At 62.5% G+C, this 14561-nt stretch carries 14 protein-coding genes; 8 read left to right on the top strand and 6 right to left on the bottom strand.

Going from position 1 to position 14561, the window contains the following annotated elements; genetic code table 11:
* Window position 1: 1 nt before the first annotated feature.
* Genes FS767_RS10465 through FS767_RS10480 form a run of 4 tightly spaced genes read left to right on the top strand, consistent with a single transcriptional unit; the run spans window position 2 to window position 2714 of the window.
* Entirely contained in the window at window positions 2-292 is a 291-nt protein-coding gene (locus FS767_RS10465; protein ID WP_144965252.1) for a hypothetical protein, read from the top strand.
* Window positions 293-295: 3 nt separating this feature from the next.
* The gene (locus tag FS767_RS10470) at window positions 296-1165 is read left to right on the top strand and encodes a DUF72 domain-containing protein (RefSeq protein ID WP_144965254.1); all 870 of its coding nucleotides are present in this window, start codon (window positions 296-298) and stop codon (window positions 1163-1165) included.
* Window positions 1166-1194: 29 nt separating this feature from the next.
* Window positions 1195-2028: an oxaloacetate decarboxylase gene (locus FS767_RS10475; RefSeq protein WP_144965255.1), complete on the top strand. Its 834-nt coding sequence runs from the start codon at window positions 1195-1197 to the stop codon at window positions 2026-2028.
* Window positions 2025-2714, top strand: coding sequence for an extensin family protein (locus FS767_RS10480; RefSeq protein ID WP_144965257.1), 690 nt, complete (start codon window positions 2025-2027; stop codon window positions 2712-2714). The genes FS767_RS10475 and FS767_RS10480 overlap by 4 nt, the downstream gene beginning before the upstream one ends.
* A 2-nt stretch (window positions 2715-2716) precedes the next feature.
* On the opposite strand, the gene FS767_RS10485 is transcribed toward FS767_RS10480, so the two are convergent.
* The gene (locus tag FS767_RS10485; RefSeq protein WP_144965259.1) at window positions 2717-3337 is read right to left on the bottom strand and encodes an energy transducer TonB; all 621 of its coding nucleotides are present in this window, start codon (window positions 3335-3337) and stop codon (window positions 2717-2719) included.
* 102 nt (window positions 3338-3439) lie between these two features.
* Between FS767_RS10485 and FS767_RS10490 the strand changes: the two genes are divergently transcribed.
* Window positions 3440-4216, top strand: coding sequence for a class I SAM-dependent methyltransferase (locus FS767_RS10490; protein WP_144965261.1), 777 nt, complete (start codon window positions 3440-3442; stop codon window positions 4214-4216).
* Window positions 4217-4241: 25 nt separating this feature from the next.
* On the opposite strand, the gene FS767_RS10495 is transcribed toward FS767_RS10490, so the two are convergent.
* Both FS767_RS10495 and FS767_RS10500 read right to left on the bottom strand, forming a co-directional pair.
* A complete protein-coding gene (locus tag FS767_RS10495; protein WP_256674256.1) occupies window positions 4242-5309 on the bottom strand; it encodes an RHS repeat-associated core domain-containing protein in 1068 nt (355 codons plus the stop codon).
* A gap of 95 nt (window positions 5310-5404) precedes the next feature.
* Complete coding sequence (locus FS767_RS10500) at window positions 5405-6046, bottom strand: TetR/AcrR family transcriptional regulator C-terminal domain-containing protein (RefSeq protein ID WP_144965263.1); 642 nt, start codon at window positions 6044-6046, stop codon at window positions 5405-5407.
* A 173-nt stretch (window positions 6047-6219) separates the two neighbouring features.
* On the opposite strand from FS767_RS10500, the gene FS767_RS10505 reads away from it, so the two are divergent.
* Together FS767_RS10505 and FS767_RS10510 are read left to right on the top strand one after the other, a co-directional pair.
* Window positions 6220-7317: an efflux RND transporter periplasmic adaptor subunit gene (locus FS767_RS10505; protein ID WP_144965265.1), complete on the top strand. Its 1098-nt coding sequence runs from the start codon at window positions 6220-6222 to the stop codon at window positions 7315-7317.
* Between the two features lie 6 nt (window positions 7318-7323).
* Complete coding sequence (locus tag FS767_RS10510; RefSeq protein ID WP_144965267.1) at window positions 7324-10392, top strand: efflux RND transporter permease subunit; 3069 nt, start codon at window positions 7324-7326, stop codon at window positions 10390-10392.
* Window positions 10393-10454: 62 nt separating this feature from the next.
* Here the strand turns inward: FS767_RS10510 and FS767_RS10515 are convergent, their stop codons facing one another.
* A complete protein-coding gene (locus tag FS767_RS10515; RefSeq protein ID WP_144965269.1) occupies window positions 10455-11141 on the bottom strand; it encodes a DUF4197 domain-containing protein in 687 nt (228 codons plus the stop codon).
* Between the two features lie 28 nt (window positions 11142-11169).
* Window positions 11170-13656 (bottom strand): glycerol-3-phosphate 1-O-acyltransferase PlsB, encoded by a 2487-nt coding sequence (plsB, locus tag FS767_RS10520; RefSeq protein WP_144965271.1) that lies wholly within the window; start codon window positions 13654-13656, stop codon window positions 11170-11172.
* 245 nt (window positions 13657-13901) lie between these two features.
* On the opposite strand from plsB, the gene FS767_RS10525 reads away from it, so the two are divergent.
* On the top strand, window positions 13902-14111 hold the full coding sequence (locus FS767_RS10525) for a cold-shock protein (protein ID WP_023534051.1): 210 nt from the start codon (window positions 13902-13904) through the stop codon (window positions 14109-14111).
* Between the two features lie 60 nt (window positions 14112-14171).
* Here FS767_RS10525 and FS767_RS10530 read toward each other — a convergent pair whose 3' ends face one another.
* A complete protein-coding gene (locus tag FS767_RS10530) occupies window positions 14172-14552 on the bottom strand; it encodes a hypothetical protein (protein ID WP_144965273.1) in 381 nt (126 codons plus the stop codon).
* Window positions 14553-14561: the final 9 nt, after the last annotated feature.

Genomic DNA, 14561 nt, shown 5'->3' on the forward strand with positions numbered 1-14561 from the left:
CATGCGTGTCGACGGTTTCTCATCACAGCCCTTTCCGATCAAGCGCACGCCGCGCAAGGCAGCCGTGCATGATGATGTGGCCGATGATGTCGAACTGGTGGAAGAGGCTGCGATTGCGCCTCAGGAGCCTGCTGCTCGTCGCCGTGCCAGTACGCTGCCAGCCCGTCAGCAGGACATGGTGTTCCCCCGCGCCCGTGACCGGCGAACAGCCTCGGCCCTTGCCAGTTACCTGAGCACAGCAGGCTTTACTGACTGGGACATGGAAGTACTGGGGCTCGACCTGTACATTTGACGGATGAGCCTGCCGTCCATCCCCTATTTCATTGGTTGCCCGTCGTGGAGCGAAAACGCCTGGCGTGAGTACCTGTACCCTGCCGACGCCAGCGCCGCGCAGATGCTTGGGCTGTACAGCCAGGTATTCAATGCCGTCGAAGGCAACACGACGTTCTATGCCAGGCCATCACCTGCCACGGTGGCCCGGTGGGCGGCAACGATGCCAGCGCATTTTCGTTTCACGGCCAAGTTCCCCCGCGACATCAGCCACGGTGGCGACCTGCGCGACCATCTCGAACCTGCCTTTGACTTCATTCGCCTGATGGCGCCGCTCGGGGCACGGGTGTCTCCTTACTGGCTGCAGTTGCCCGCTTCGTACGGGCCGGGGCGACTGGAAGAGCTGAGCCAGTTCCTGCAGCAGGTGGGCGTGAGCGTGGCAGTGGAAGTGCGCCAACCGGCGTTCTTCGCCAAGGGCGAGCAAGAGCGCGCGCTCAACCGACTGCTGGCCGAGTTGGGCGTCGAGCGGGTATGCCTCGACCCCCGGGCGCTGTTCAGCTGCACCTCCTCGGACCCTGCCATCGTGCACGCCCAGTCCAAGAAACCCAATGTTCCACCACGACCAGCTGCTTTCACTCAGCATCCGCAGGTGCGCTTCATCGGCCATCCGGCGCTTGAATACAACGAACCCTTCCTGACCCCTTGGGTGGACAAGCTGGCCGCATGGATCGAGGAGGGGCGCAGCCCGTACATCTTCTTGCATACGGCTGACAACCGCCTGGCGGCCGCGTTGGCTCAGCGTTTTCACCAGCGGCTCATGCAGCGCCTGCCCGGGCTGGCCGCACTGCCGGAATTGCCGCGAGCGCCGGAGGTCGAACAGCTGGGCCTACTTTGATTTCTTCCAGACTGCCGGAGTGCTTGATCATGGATGTGCAAACCCTGCGAGCCGAAGCCTTCAAGGCCTTGCATCAACGCGATGGCGTCTTCGTCATGCCCAATCCCTGGGACGCAGGTTCAGCCAAGCTGCTGGCCAGCCTGGGTTTCGAGGCCTTGGCCAGCACCAGCGCCGGGCTTGCCTTCAGCCTGGGGCGGCCGGATGCCGAGGGGGCGCTGAGCCTCGATGACGTGCTGGACAATGCAGGCGAAATCGTCGACGCCACCGCGTTGCCGGTCGCTGCGGACCTTGAGAACGGCTTCGGGGATTCGCCCGAGGATTGCGCCCAGGCCATCCTGCGCGCTGCAGAGGCGGGGCTGGTCGGTGGCTCCATCGAGGACGCCAGTGGCCGCACCGTCTCACCCATCTATGACAGTGGCCTTGCGGTGGAGCGTGTCCGTGCTGCCGTGCAGGCGGCGCGCAGCCTGCCGTTTCCCTTCACTTTGTGCGCGCGCGCGGAAAACCTGCTGCACGGTCGCCAGGACCTGGACGACACCATCGAGCGCCTGCAGGCGTTCGCCGAGGCGGGCGCCGACGTGCTCTACGCCCCTGGCCTGCGTACGGCCGAGGAAGTGCGGGCAGTGGTGCAGGCGCTGGCCCCGCGCCCGGTGAACGTGCTGATGGGCATGGCGGGGGTGCCGTTGTGCGTCAACCAGCTTCAGGACCTGGGTGTACGGCGCATCAGCGTGGGTTCGTCGATGGCGCGTGCGGCCTTTGGCGCCTTGCAGCGCGCTGCGCAGGAAATCCGTGAACAGGGTACTTTTGGCTACGTCGAAGAGGCCTTGCCGTTCGACCAGCTCAATGACCTGTTCCGTCGCGGATGAAGGTCGTTCTGGCGCTTCTGGGCGTACTGGCGCTGGCGGCCGTTCAGGCGTGGCACCTGGGCTGGCGCCCGCCTGCGCAGTGGAACCCGCTGGCCCCCTTGGACGTCAGCCAGCCGCCCAACTGGCTGACTGGCTTCAAGCTCAAGCGCCTGCGCGACGACCCGGCGCTTTGCCAGCAGGCGCTTCAGAGCAGTCAACTGCGCTACCGGGCGCAGGCTGACAGCCCTGCTTCGGCCAAATGCCCGCTGAGCAATGTCTGGCGTATCGAGGGTGGCCAGGCCCGCCTGAGCAGCAGTTTCCTGGCCAGTTGCCCGCTGGCGGTCGCCTACGCCTTGTTCGAGCGCCACGGCCTGCAGCCGGTGGCTCAGCGCGTGCTGGGCCAGCCGGTGGTGCAGGTCGATCACCTGGGCAGCTTTGCCTGCCGCAACGTCTACAACCGCAAGGCAGGGCGCTTAAGCCAGCATGCCAGCGCCAACGCTCTGGACATTGCCGGTTTTCGTCTGCGCGACGGCCAGCGTATCGTCCTGGCGCGCGACTGGCAGGTGAACGGGGACAAGGCGGTGTTCCTGCGTGAGGTACGTCAGGCAGCGTGCGAGCACTTCAGCACGGTTCTGGGGCCGGAGTACAACGCCGCGCACCGCGATCACTTTCACGTGGACATGGGCCGCTGGCAGGTGTGCCGTTAGCCTCAGGCGTAGGCGCGCACATTGTTCAACACCACTGGGCGCGCCCAGTGCATGTCGAACGCCAGGTCGTGCTGCTGGCGTGCCATGGTCGGCTCATCGAACGGTTCGGGGGCCGGGTCCAGCAGGGTGCTGTCGAGTTCGGCGATCGGCAGGAACAGCGGCCGTGGCGCAGGGCCGGGACCCGGCTCGGCGACCGGTTGGCCCTGGCGGGCGACCACGGGCCGAACCCAACTGTTGTCGATATCGAGCTGACGCTGCTGCTCGATCATTTCCAGCGCACCGAACGGTTCAGGGGCAGGCGGCAGCAGGTTGGCCTCCAGTTCGGCCTTTGGCAGGAACAACGGCTCGGGCGGCGCGACCACCGTGTCTTGCACCGGGCAGGCGCGTTGTGCGTCGATCAGCGCCAAGGCACGCGCGCCGCCAACAGGTTCTCCGCTGTCCTGGTCGTACTGCACGAATGACTGGCTGACGCTGTCGACGGGCGTTTCAGGCTGCTCGGCCATTGCCCGGGCGAAGAAATCCTGCCACAGGTGGCTGACGCCCCCCAGTGCCTGGGTATTGTGCTGACTGTAGTTGTCGACAGGCGACAGGTAGGTCAAGCCGATAGGAAGAATTTCTGACATGGCAGTCGCGCGCGTTGTGCTCTGGCAGAATAGCGGGATATTGCCTGTATCGGCCGTGGCTGCTGATTCATTAAGGCTTGGCTTGATTTTTAGGTGTAGACGATGGAAGAGCAAGGCGCGGGTATCAGGGTCGAGGCGATGTCGGCTGAGTATGCGGAGCAGGCCAAGGGTTGGGCTGAACGCCTAAGCCTGCCGCTACAGGACGAGAGCGCCGGCTTCGCCGTGCAGATCGGCGCTGACGGCTTGCAGATCCAGCAGCTGGGGCCGCAGGCCCCGGGGCCGGTGCGGGTGGACTTCGTCGAAGGCCAGGCCGCGCACCGGCGCCAGTTTGGCGGTGGCAACGGGCAGATGATCGCCAAGGCCGTGGGCATTGCCCAGGGCGTACGGCCACAAGTGCTGGATGCCACGGCAGGCCTTGGCAAGGACGCCTTCGTGCTGGCCAGCCTGGGTTGTCAGATGACCCTGATCGAACGCCAGCCGTTGATTGCCGCGTTGCTCGAAGATGGCCTGGCGCGGGCGCGGTCGGATGACGAGGTGGGCCCGATTGTCGGGCGCATGCGTTTGCTGACCGGCAATGCCATCGAGCGCATGCGCGCCTGGGAAGGCGAGGCGCCGCAGGTAATTTACCTCGACCCGATGTTCCCGCACCGCGACAAGAGCGCCCTGGTGAAAAAGGAAATGCGTGTGTTTCGGCCTTTGGTGGGTGACGACCTGGATGCCCCGGCCCTGCTCGAAGCGGCCCTGGCGCTGGCCAGCCACCGGGTGGTGGTGAAGCGCCCGCGCAAGGCACCGATTATCGACGGGCCGAAGCCGAGCCATAGCCTGGAGGGCAAGTCGAGCCGGTATGACATTTACCCCAAGAAGGCGTTGAAGGCTTAAAAGGAAATGTATCGGCCAGTGTTGATCATTCCCGAAGTCTGCGGAGATTTTCCAGTAGTGCATCCATAATTGCCTCCTCGTTTTCCTCAAAGAATGCGAGACTAACTTGGGAGTCGACGGAAGGTCGGCGACTTGGACTTGGACCTGGAGGCGGGGTTTGGGAGTCTGGTACCAGAGCCATGCTGACTTCCACCTCGTTCCGCGTATATCGCCAGTTTGACGAGCGTGAAGCCGAATACATGTCGTATAGTATTTTTTCTTTATCAAACCTCGCGATCATATGATTTGCGTGCTGGATCTTCTCTGTGTGCCCCTGATAGGTCGCATCACTCAGCATAGTTCTTGCACCTGATAGGCGTTTCTTTAGCGATTTGCCGAGCGCCATGTGTTCGTTAGCGGACAAGCTGGAATTGGGGGAGTATAGCTTGGGTGAAAGCTTCTGATACGAGTATCCGCCTTTTCGCCACTTGAAGAACGAAGTATATCGGCCACTTGGGTCCGACCGGTTAACCGGGTCATTGCTGCAGTAGGCGTAAGCATTGATTCCACCTTTTCCAAATGGTGACAAGCTGTCCACACTGTAAAAGCGCATCAGCTCTGGATTGAACAGGCGGTGACCATTACCCAGCAAGTAGCCTATGGCGGCGGGTAACCAACTCTGGCCTGTGAATCGAGATAACAAGGGATTGTCAGGCGGGCAACTGTCATTGCCGTAGGGGCCGTAGTTAATGGTCGTCTGGCTTTCTGAGACAATGTTGACGGTTGACGATTGTGCGTCTGTAGCCAGGAGGCTCGCTTGCGAAGGTAGGCTTGTCGTTTCGCATAGGTTCTGGTTATTGGCGCTGAGCACCGTCTGGTGAATACTGCCTGTATACAAAGTCGAAAGCTTATTGCCTTTGTAAAAGATCTTCAGTGTTCGCGCTTTCATGGGGGTGTGCTCATAGTCATAGAGGATACGAGCTTGTTGAAGAATCTCAGGGTTGACTACTGGCAATAATGCCAGGTAGTCATGGGCGTGTTGGTTAAACAGGCTCTGGCCAATTGGCGAGCATGGTCCGCGCAGGAGCGGCCTTGTGTCGCGAAAGGGCTGCAAGGCAGCCCGTGATTCCAGCGTTATCGCGAGTATTGCTGGGGCCGCTCTACGGCCTTTTCGCGACACAAGGCCGCACACAAAGGCCCGTCTACGCCTCAGGGTTTGAATGCCCGCAAGAATACCCCCACCACCTCGCGTACATGCGCCTCGGCCTCATCCCCCTCCAGCGGCGCTGCGCACCCCAGCAATAACCGGTAATCCGGTGCCCCCTTGACCAGGCAGAAGAAGTGCTCCGCCGCACGCAGCGGGTTGTCTATGCGCAGTAGCCCACGCTCATGGGCCGCACGCAGCAGCGCTTCCATTCCGGCCAGCACGCGCTTGGGCCCGGCCTCGTAGAAATACTCGCCAAAGCTCGGGTCCAGGCTGCCCTGGGCCATGATCAGGCGGCTGAGCTTGACCGCCTCGTCACTGCTGATCAGTGCCTGGAAACCACGGGCAATGGTCAGCAGTACCTCTTCTACCGGTACACCTTCGGGGTACTCGAACAACAGGTCAGGCAGCTGGATCTGGCAGGTGGCCATGACCGCCGAGCAGAACAAGGTCTGCTTGTCGGTGAAGTGGTTGTACACGGTGAGCTTTGAAACACCTGCCGCCGCAGCGACCGCATCCATGCTGGTGCTTGCGTAACCCAGGCTCAGAAACAGCGACTTGGCTGCTTCGAGAATGGCCTGGCGCTTGGCAAGGTCCTTTGGGCGGCCTGGACCGCTGGAGACGTCATTGGGCATTGGGATCTGCATCTACCTTGAAGGTTGCCTATCTTATACGGCTTGGGCTGGGCTCGCTGTCCTTGACCGCAATACCGTGAAAACGCTCCAAAAAAAACTCGGGACGCTCTTCCCGCGCTCTGACGGCTGACTTACTATACCGGCCAGTTCAAATATTCGATCAGCATTTTGCGAAGGGATTCCCGATGTTGCACCGTGCCCTCAGCCTTGCCCTGCCCGTGGTCTTCTTGATGCTCACGGCGTGTAATCAGGAACCCGCCTCACCTGCGGTGGTCCGTCCCGCATTGGTTGTTCAGCCGCAGCCAGCCGAGGCGGTGGCGGATAATTACCCAGGCGAGGTCAGGGCGCGACTGGAACCGGAACTGGCTTTTCGCATCGGTGGCAAGGTCAGCAAGCGGCTCGTCGAAGAAGGGCAACGGGTCAAGCTCAACCAGCCGCTGGCCGAACTGGACCCGCAGGATGTGCGCCTTCAGTTGGAGGCTAACCGCGCGCAAGTAGGCGGTGCCGAGGCCAACCTGGCACTGGTGCGCACCGAGCGTGACCGTTACCAGAAATTGCTCGACAAGCAGATGATCAGCCACTCGCAGTACGACAACGCCGAAAATCTCTACCGCGCTGGAGTCGCTCGGCTCAAGCAGGCCAAGGCCGAGTTCGACGTGGCCGGCAACCAGGCAGACTACGCGGTGTTGCGTGCGCCCCAGGCAGGGGTGATAGCCAGGCGCCAGGTCGAAGTCGGCCAAGTCGTCGCTGCGGGGCAGACGGTACTCACCTTGGCAGCTGACGGCGAGCGCGAAGTGGCCATCGCCGTTCCCGAGCTGCAATACGCCCGCTTCGCCGTGGGCCAGCCTGTCACCGTGGAGCTGTGGTCGCACCCGGGGCAGCGCTTCGAAGGGCGGATCCGCGAGCTGTCGCCGGCCGCTGATCCTCGCTCCAGAACCTACGCGGCTCGGGTTGCTTTTACCTCCGCCGACGTGCCGGCGACCCTGGGTCAGAGCGCCAGGGTGTTCATCGCCCATCCAGGTCAGGCGGCGCTGTCGGTTCCCCTGTCGGCCGTCACGGCTGAAGCCGGCCAGGCGTACGTCTGGCGGGTCACTGGCGAGCACCGTGTGCAGCGGGTCATGGTGCAGCTTGGCGCCTACGGTACTGACAGCGTGCCTGTGCTCGCGGGGCTTACGGCTGACGACTGGGTGGTGGCAGCCGGCGGCCATGTACTGCGCGAAGGCCAGCAGGTGCGACCCGTGGACCGCGCCAACCGTGCCGTCGTCCTGACGGGCAAGGAGTAACTCACGATGGGTTTCAACCTCTCTGCCTGGGCGCTGCGCAACCGCCAGATCGTGCTGTTCCTGATGATAGTGCTCGCAGGCGTTGGCGCGCTGTCCTACACCAAGCTGGGTCAGAGCGAAGACCCGCCCTTCACCTTCAAGGCCATGGTCATCCGCACCTTATGGCCCGGGGCCACCGCTGAGGAAGTGTCGCGCCAGGTCACAGAGCGCATCGAGAAAAAGCTCATGGAAACCGGCGAGTACGAAAAAATCGTCTCGTTCTCGCGCCCAGGTGAATCGCAGGTCACCTTCATGGCCCGCGATTCCTTGCACTCAGCCGATATCCCGACATTGTGGTACCAGATACGCAAGAAGGTTGCCGACATCCGCCACACCCTCCCGCCCGAGGTGCAGGGCCCGTTCTTCAACGATGAATTCGGCACCACGTTCGGCAACATCTATGCGCTGACAGGGCCGGGTTTCGACTACGCGGTGCTCAAGGACTATGCAGACCGTATTCAGATCCAGCTGCAGCGGGTCAAGGATGTGGGCAAGGTCGAGCTGATCGGTTTGCAGGACGAGAAGATCTGGATCGAGCTGTCCAACGTTAAGCTGGCCACCCTAGGCATCCCCTTGCAGGCGGTGCAGCAGGCGTTGCAGGAGCAGAATGCGGTAAGCACGGCCGGGTTCTTCGAAACGCCCAGCGAGCGTGTGCAACTGCGGGTGAGTGGGCGGTTTGACAGTGTCGAGCAGATTCGCCAGTTGCCGCTGCGCGTGGGGGAGCGCACGTTTCGCCTGGGCGACGTGGCGCACGTGTACCGGGGCTACAACGATCCGCCTGCGCCACGGATGCGCTTCATGGGCGAAGACGCCATCGGCCTGGCGGTGTCGATGAAGGACGGGGGTGACATCCTGACCCTGGGCAAGGCCCTGGAAACGGAATTCGAGCGCCTGGCCCGCGGCTTGCCGGCCGGCATGTCGCTGCACAAGGTGTCCGACCAGCCCGCTGCGGTGAAGGCAGGGGTTGGTGAATTCGTCCAGGTGCTGTGCGAGGCGCTGGTGATCGTCCTGTTGGTCAGTTTCTTTTCGCTAGGCCTGCGCACGGGGTTGGTAGTGGCCCTGGCCATCCCCCTGGTGCTGGCCATGACCTTCGCCGCCATGTACTACTTTGGCATCGGCCTGCACAAGATCTCACTGGGTGCGCTGGTGCTCGCCCTGGGGTTGCTGGTCGATGACGCCATCATTGCCGTGGAGATGATGGCGATCAAGATGGAACAGGGCTTCGACCGCCTCAAAGCGGCGAGCTATGCCTGGACCAGCACGGCCTTCCCCATGCTGACCGGCACCCTGATCACTGCAGCCGGGTTTCTGCCCATTGCCACGGCTGCCTCCAGCACCGGCGAGTACACACGTTCGATCTTCCAGGTGGTGACCATTGCGTTGCTCACCTCCTGGGTGGCCGCCGTGCTCTTCGTACCCTACCTGGGCGAGCGGTTGCTGCCAGACCTGGCCAAGCGACACGCCGCTCGCCACGGTAACGGCGGCGCTGCACCGGACCCGTATGCCACGCCCTTCTACCAGCGCGTGCGCCGCGTGGTGACATGGTGCGTGCGGCGCCGCAAGACCGTCATCGTGCTGACCATCGCCGCGTTCGTGGGCAGCGTGTTCCTGTTTCGCTTCGTGCCGCAGCAGTTCTTCCCGGCATCCGGGCGTCCTGAGCTAATGGTCGACCTTAAACTTGCCGAAGGCGCATCGTTGGTCAACACGGGCGAGAAAGTCCGGCAGCTGGAGCAGTTGCTCAAGCAGCAACAGGGCATCGTCAACTACGTCGCCTATGTCGGCTCAGGGTCGCCGCGCTTTTATCTGCCCTTGGATCAGCAACTGCCTGCCGCCAGCTTCGCCCAATTCGTGGTGCTGGCCGACTCCATGCAGGCACGCGAAAATTTGCGCAGTTGGTTGATCAGCACGGTCGAGCAGCAGTTCCCTGATCTGCGCGCGCGCATCACTCGGCTGGAGAACGGTCCACCGGTGGGCTACCCCGTGCAGTTTCGGGTGACAGGCGAGCATATCGAACAGGCCCGCGCCCTGGCCCGGGAAGTGGCAGAAAAGGTGCGGGACAACCCCCATGTGGTCAACGTGCACCTGGACTGGGAAGAACCCAGCAAAGCCGTGTTCGTGGAAATCGATCAGGACCGCGCCCGCGCCCTGGGCGTCAGCACCCGCCAGTTGTCCAGTTTCCTGCAAAGCTCGCTGACAGGCACCGCGGTCAGCCAGTACCGAGAAGACGATGAACTGATCGAAATCCTGCTGCGAGGCACCTCACAGGAACGCAACGACCTGAGTCAGCTTGCAAGCTTGTCGCTGCCCACGGACAACGGGCGTAGCGTGGCCCTGTCACAGGTGGCCACGCTGACCTACGGCTTTGAGGAAGGCATCATCTGGCATCGCGACCGTTTGCCGACGGTGACCGTGCGCGCCGATATCTATGACAAGGTGCAGCCGGCCACGGTGGTCGAGCAGGTACAGCCTACCTTGCAGGGCATCCGGGCCAAGTTGCCCGATGGCTACCTGCTGGAGGTGGGCGGCACGGTGGAAGATGCCGAGCGGGGGCAGAAATCGGTGAATGCCGGCATGCCGTTGTTCATCGTGGTCGTGTTGAGCCTGCTGATGATTCAACTGCGCAGTTTCTCGCGCACGATCATGGTCTTTCTGACGGCGCCGCTGGGCCTGATTGGCGTGACCCTGTTCCTGCTGGCGTTCAACCAGCCGTTCGGGTTCGTCGCCATGCTGGGGACCATCGCCCTGGCAGGCATGATCATGCGCAATTCGGTCATTCTGGTGGACCAGATCGAGCAGGACATCGCCTCTGGGCTTGGGCGCTGGCAAGCCATCGTCGAAGCCACAGTGCGCCGTTTCCGGCCCATCGTGCTGACCGCCTTGGCGGCTGTGCTGGCCATGATCCCATTGTCGCGCAGCGTGTTCTACGGGCCAATGGCCGTGGCGATCATGGGCGGGCTGATCGTCGCCACCGCCCTGACCCTGTTGTTTCTCCCAGCGTTGTATGCCGCTTGGTTCAAGGTCAGGGAGAGCGACTAGCGGCTTTGTTGCTTCGATGTAAAAGGGGCGCACTTCACGAAGGAGCCCCTTGCAGGTTGCGATCAGAGTGCGCCAAACACTTTCTTGGCCAGGCTCGTGGCGGCCTGGGCAGGGTTCTGCCGAATGCTCTGCTCCTGTTTGGCGATCATCTCGAACAAACCGTCCATGGCCTTTTCCGTCACGTAGTTCTCGATGTTGGCGTCATTCTTGATCAGCCCCAGGCCTTTGGCCTGTGCGGCAAAGGCGTTGTACTGCTGGGCCACGCCCACCTGGTCGGTCGCTTGCTTGACGATCGGCAGGAATTTGGCACGGATCTGCTCACGGCTGCTTTTGTTCAGGTACTGGGTTGCCGAATCCTGACCGCCGCCAAGGATGCCCTTGGCATCGGTCACGGTCATGTTTCTCACGGCGTTGACGAGAATGGCCTGGGCCTGCGGCACAGCCGCTTCGGCGGCCTTGTTCATGCCGGCTTCGAGCGCGTCCACCTGCTCGCCTTTGCCGAACATTTTCATGGCCTTGGCCGCCTTGCCCAGGTTGCCGGGCAGCTCGATACGCACGTCCGGGTTGTTGCTGAAGCCGCCCGGCGTGCTTAGCTGCTTGACGGCCAGTTGCGCGCCTTGGGTCAGTGCATCCTTCAGGCCACCGGTGGCGTCCTTCTGGCTGAGGTCGCCAAGCGACAGGGCAAAGGCGCTGGCCGACAGCAGCAGGCCGGCGCATAGGGTGGTCAGACGCAGGGAGGAGCGGGTCATGGCAGTGTCCTTGTAATCAGAAAAAGGGTCATAGGGTCGCTGTTGCCAGGCCGTCATCCCGGTGCAGGGCGACCTGGCGGATCGACAAGCGCAGCTCGGCCGACAGCACGCGCTTGGCCACGCCTTCGGCCAAACCGCCTAGCTTGTTGCTGTAGCTCAATTTGCCGTGTGCATTGACGCGCAGCACACCTTGGTCGATCAGCGTCTGGATAAAGTGGCGGAACAGGCTTTTGTCGAAAAATTCCGGTGCGTTCAGACCATGCAAAATAGAAAGGCGCTGGGCCATCATCACGCACAGCGCTTCGAGCGCTTCGGCGCTCAGGGTACCTTGGCCGCTGTTGAGCAGCAGCGAAGTCGCCATGTAGAAGCGCTGCAGGGTCTGGGTGATGCTGCGCGCCAGCAGGGCCAGCAGCACGAACTGACGAGAACTGGGCGCTGCACGGACAAAGATGTCATTGTCCTGGCGAAGCAAGCCTTGCTCCACCAGGGCGCCCAGCCATTGGTCGATCACCTCGTCGAGCTGCTCAGGTTCCCAGCGCAGGAACAGCTCTGCCTGCAAGTAGGGGTACAAGGCATGGACATATTGGCCTAGCAAAGCGCGGCTCATGCGCGAGCTGCTGAGGAAGAAACTTGCCAGCAGGGCCGGCAGGGCAAAGATGTGCAGGACATTGTTGCGGTAATAGGTCATCAGTACCGCGTTGTTTTCATCCAGGTACAGAATGCGCCCGAGCGCGTCCTTTTGCTCTGCCACCAGGTCCATGCCGCGCACATGCTCGATCAGGGCCTGACCGTCGCCTTCGGGCAATGTGGTATGGGCGGAGTAGGGCACCTGGCGCATCAACGCCAGGTACAGATCGAGCACGCGCACCAGCGCACGTTCGTCCAGGGCCAGCTTGCTGGTGGAGAGCAGAGCCAGCGCCACCAGGTTGACCGGGTTGATGGCTGCTGCGCCGTTCAAGTGCCTGGCCACGGTATCGCCCAGGCGCGTCGTGGTTTCGCTGAGCCAAGCCGGGCGGTACTGCGGCCCGTGGTCCTGGTCTCGCCAGCCGGGTTGCTGCTGGTCGAGAAAACCGGCCAGGCGGATAGGTTCGCCGAAGTTGACGTAGACCTGGCCAAAGCGTTGCTTGAGTGCACCCAGCACTTTGAAAATGTCGAAAATGGATTCTTTCTTCTTGCTCGCCCCGCGCAACTCACCCAGGTAGGTGCGCCCTTCAAGGACGCGCTCGTAACCAATGTAGACAGGCACGAACACGATTGGCGTACGCGAGGAGCGCAGGAAGCTGCGCAGGGTGATGGCCAGCATTCCCGTGCGTGGCTGCAGCATGCGCCCGGTACGCGAACGGCCACCCTCGACGAAGTACTCCACCGGGAAGCCTTTGGTGTACAGCGTGTGCAGGTATTCGTTGAACACGGCGGTGTAGAGCGGGTTGCCCTTGAACGAGCGGCGCATGAAGAAGGCGCCACCGCGGCGCAGCAGGTTGCCCACCACGGGCATGTTCAGGTTGATGCCGGCCGCCACATGCGGGGGCGTCAGGCCATTCTTGAACAGCAGGTACGACAGCAGCAGGTAGTCGATGTGGCTACGGTGGCACGGGACGTAGATCACCTCGTGGCCCGGGGCGATGCCCTGCACCTGCTCGATGTGGTTGACCTTGATGCCGTCGTAGATCTTGTGCCAGAACCAGCTGAGCACCACTTCGAGGAAGCGAATGGCCGTGTAGGTGTAGTCCGAGGCAATTTCATTGCCGTAGTGGCGGGCCTGTGCCTCGGCCTTGGCTTGGGGCACGTGCTCGCGCTCGGCGTGCTCGGCGATGGCCTGGCGCACCAACGGCGCATGGATCAAGCCTTTGACCAGGTTGCGTCGGTGGGAGATGTCCGGCCCGATGACCGCTGTCTTGAGGTTGCGCAAATGCACGCGCATCAGGCGCTGGGCCATGCGCACGGTGCGGGCGTGGCCCTTGTTGTGCTGCACCAGTTCGCGCAGGTGGATTGGGGTGGAGAACTGCACCCGGGTCTTGCGCCCCAGGATCAGTACGGTCAGCAAGCGGCGCAAGCGCCCGGTCACCGCCCAGCTGTCGGCGAACAGCAGCTTCCACGGGCTCGACTCGCTGTCGGGCGACTGACCCCAGAACACGCTTACTGGAATGATCTGCGCATCTTCCTCGGCGTGCTGACCGAGCACTTCTACCAGACGCTCCAGGGTAGGCGGGGCGCCGCTTTTGTCATGGCGCCCCAGCCAGTCCGGATCAGGGGTGAGATAGAAGAACGCAGCCGCCTCGTGCAGGGGTCCGACGACCACTGGCAGTACCGGGCGTGGCAGCCCTGCCTTGGTGCATTCGTGGTCGAGCACCGCCAGGTCCGTGAGCGCAGGCGAAGGCAAGGCATAGAAAACAGGGCGACTGCGGTCGAGCTTGAGGGTCAGGGCCGATTGATTGATGGTTTCTGAGCGCACCCACAGGTACAACAATCGGCGTAGAACACCGAATACCAAGCGGTGCAGGGGGGAACGGGTCATGAAGAGGGGCCCTGGTTGACGGTGAGGAATGCTGGGCGCAGCGATCGCTGCGCGGTTGGCCCATACAGGCCAGTCGTTGGCGTTGCGCCTAGCTTGCCGTGCACCTCGCCGGTCTTCAAATTTTTTATGCGCCAGCACCGTTCAGGCCTGCAGCTTGCAGGAGATTTACGCACGCGGTGCTGATTCGGGGCGATTGTCTCGTGTCTGCAAGGCGATTTTCACAATAAAAATCCGGAGTAGTGCAGATGTCGTCTCGTGAGACTGGGAACGTGAAGTGGTTCAACGATGCCAAGGGCTATGGCTTCATTCAACGGGAAGGGGGCGCGGATGTCTTCGTCCACTACCGGGCCATCCGGGGTGAGGGGCATCGCAGCCTGGTCGAGGGCCAACAGGTCGAGTATGCCTGCGTGCAGGGCCAGAAAGGCCTGCAGGCCGAGGATGTCGTGGGTCTCTGAGCGGCCAGGCTCAAGCCTGAAGCTGCAAGCCGGCTGTGCTTGCAGCTTCAGGGACGCCCGTCAGGGCGATGTACGCCAGGTGATTTCCTCTTCGCCGTCGGCGCTGATACGCACCCAGCGGTCAGCATCCTCCTCGCCGTCTTCCTCCACCCAGCCGCCGGGTGCACAGCGTACTTCCACGCCCAGGGCGGCGTGGGCATCGCGACCACAAGCGATATCATCGGCCCAGGGCGTCTGGTCGCTTTCCAGGTACAGGCTGTTCCATTTCCCTACAGCCTTGGGTAACCAAGTGACCGGAATGTTACCGGCCTGGCACTTGTAGGTCTGGCCTTTCTGCTTCCATTCGGTGCACGGGCCGATGGCCTGGGTCAACCAGGCTGCAACCTGCTTGTGGTCGACTTCGGCGTCCTTGAGGTAAATCTCGATATCAGGTTGGCGCATAACACCTCC

It is taken from the genome of Pseudomonas sp. DE0010 (genome assembly GCF_007680745.1).
In the GTDB taxonomy this organism is placed as follows: Bacteria; Pseudomonadota; Gammaproteobacteria; order Pseudomonadales; family Pseudomonadaceae; genus Aquipseudomonas; species Aquipseudomonas parafulva_B.